Consider the following 2,298-nt stretch of genomic DNA (forward strand, 5'->3'; position numbering starts at 1 on the left):
TTGGTGACGTAGTCGTCGGCGCCGGCATCGATGCCGGAAACCTTGTCGCTCCAGCGGTCGCGCGCCGTCAGGATCAGCACCGGCATCTTGCGGCCGCCGCGTCGCCAGCGCTCGACCACGCTGATGCCGTCCATCTGCGGCAGGCCGATATCGAGCACGACCGCGTCATAGGGCTCGGTGTCGCCGAGGAAATGGCCTTCCTCGCCGTCGAAGGCGCGGTCGACGACATAGCCGGCATCGACCAGCGCATCCGATATCTGCCGATTGAGATCCTTGTCATCTTCGACGACCAGTACACGCATGCGGAGTTCGATACCTGTTGAAGAGCTTTGTCGGATGGAAGAGCTTTGTCGGATGGAAAACTGGGGCAGATATAGGCCGATTCCGGCGGCCTGGGAAACGTGGCCTAAGGTTGATTGGATCAGTTCAGCGGAACGACGATCTCGGAACGGCGCGGACGTTGTCCGTCCTTGCCCGGAACGAGCACGACGATGACACAGACAGGCTGACCGCCGCGCGTCGATTGCGAGGCCTTGGCCAGCGTTCCGCCATTCTGCTCGGCCACCTGTTGGCCGATGGCGTAGCAATCGGATGCCGCCAGTACGATCGGACTGGCCAGGTCGGGCGGCGCGATGACCGGCATCGCCATCGCCTGCGACGCAAACAGCCCGGCAGCACAAAGCGCCAGTGTCGCGGTTCGGAAGTGGGAGCGAAGCGTTTTCATGACCGGCGTTGTAACGCATCGGTGCTGAACGTGAAATGAACGGTGAACGCCGCTGAAAACATCCTCGCCACACCCCTGCAACGCGAGACAGTCAACCTGGGATTTCGCCGCCTCGAACAGGCGAAATCCCGCGAAAGTCCAGTCTAGACTCCGTTTTGACCATATTGAAAGCGCATCAGGCATTTTCCTGCGTCATCGCGCGAAAACGCAGCAGCCCGTGATGCACGAGCAGATCCTCGTCATGGCGGGCTTCGGCAAATTCCAGCGACAGTCGTGTCTGGCCGCGAGGGCCGATCACCAATGCTGCGTCGGCAAGGCGCGCCTGGATGGCGGCCATGATGGCTAGCGTTTCGGCATCCCCATGGGCTTTCGACCAGACATGCAGCGTAATCAACTGATCGTCGGTGTTCTGGACGCCCGTGTCCCAGTCGAAGGCACTGGTCTGGCCGCAAGTCACGTGGGGAAAGGCGGCATTGTCGGCTGGCTGTTCAAGCAATCCGGCGCCACCCAGCAGCGCCGACAGCGATGCGTCGCTTCTCAATCTCTGGAACAATGCCTGCTGCAAATCGCCGGACGCGGTCATTTGTCGTTTCCCCTCGTCTGCCAGGCCTCGAGCCGGCCTTTTGCGCTACCGGCAATTCGCGCGCAACGTAGCCGCACCGACAATCCTGCGCCAGATCACATGGGTCGTCTCGTCCGGATCATGAACGCCAGCGATTTCTAGAATACCACCCTGCTATGAACAGATTGGCAAGCCCGCCACCCTTGTAGACCGATCTGATCACCCCCGATCCGGATATTGCTGGAGCGCTCGCCGGCAAAGAGCCAGCAGGGCCATTTCGGAATTCCTCGGACCAAGGATCGAAATTCCGAACGGCAGTCCCTCCACCTCCGCGATCGGCATCGAAATCTGCGGCAGACCACTCAGCCCAGCCGTACAAAGCATCGAAATCGACCGGCTGCGATAGGCCTCCAGAGCCTCTCCCGCCATGCCCAGCGGCAAGGCGACCGAAGGGGCGGTCGGGAAAACCAGTGCGGTTCCTGAGCCAGCCAATGACGACAAGTGTTCCCGTACGACGGCTTTCCCGGCAAGAGCGGTTTCGTAGTCGGAGATCGGCACCCGCTCGGCCCAGTCGAAGCGCTGCCGCACTCCCTCGCCGAGGACCGGTCGGTGCTCGGTGATCCAGGCGCCGTGGTCGGCCCAGGCTTCGTAGGCCTGGATAGCGCGAAAGATTGGCCGCCAGGCATCGAAGCCATCCGGTGCGACCCGGACCTCACCGGCGATGTCGATGATCCGAAACAGCCGCTCGAGCACGTCTTCGAAGACGCGGCGCTCCAAGTGACCCAGCACGTAGCTGGCGATGTCCGTGGCGACGACGAGGCGGGTGATTGGCGGCGGAATGGTGTCCTCCGGCAGCAGCAGCCGGGCCACGGCCTCGTAGACACCGACGTCGCGCGCGAACCAGCCGACGGGGTCGAAGCTGCGCGCCAGCGGCTGCAGCCCAACCGTGTCGATGCGGCCATGCGTCGGCCGCAGGCCGATCAGCCCGCAATAGGAGGCTGGCAGCCTGATC

At 62.9% G+C, this 2,298-nt stretch carries 4 protein-coding genes; all 4 read right to left on the reverse strand.

Features of this window, described 5'->3' with window-relative positions; translation table 11 throughout:
* Window positions 1–302 (reverse strand): response regulator (locus tag EN914_RS32645; protein WP_164779082.1); only part of this gene is annotated, 302 nt, incomplete at its 3' end.
* Between the two features lie 119 nt (window positions 303–421).
* On the reverse strand, window positions 422–724 hold the full coding sequence (locus tag EN914_RS32650) for a hypothetical protein (protein WP_013532640.1): 303 nt from the start codon (window positions 722–724) through the stop codon (window positions 422–424).
* A 175-nt stretch (window positions 725–899) separates the two neighbouring features.
* On the reverse strand, window positions 900–1,307 hold the full coding sequence (locus tag EN914_RS32655) for a DUF3168 domain-containing protein (protein ID WP_024505288.1): 408 nt from the start codon (window positions 1,305–1,307) through the stop codon (window positions 900–902).
* Between the two features lie 198 nt (window positions 1,308–1,505).
* On the reverse strand, window positions 1,506–2,298 hold a 793-nt coding region (locus tag EN914_RS32660; protein WP_245497898.1), incomplete at its 5' end, for an amidase family protein.

This window comes from Mesorhizobium sp. M7A.F.Ca.CA.001.08.2.1 (assembly GCF_003998455.1).
GTDB classification, from domain to species: domain Bacteria; phylum Pseudomonadota; class Alphaproteobacteria; order Rhizobiales; family Rhizobiaceae; genus Mesorhizobium; species Mesorhizobium ciceri.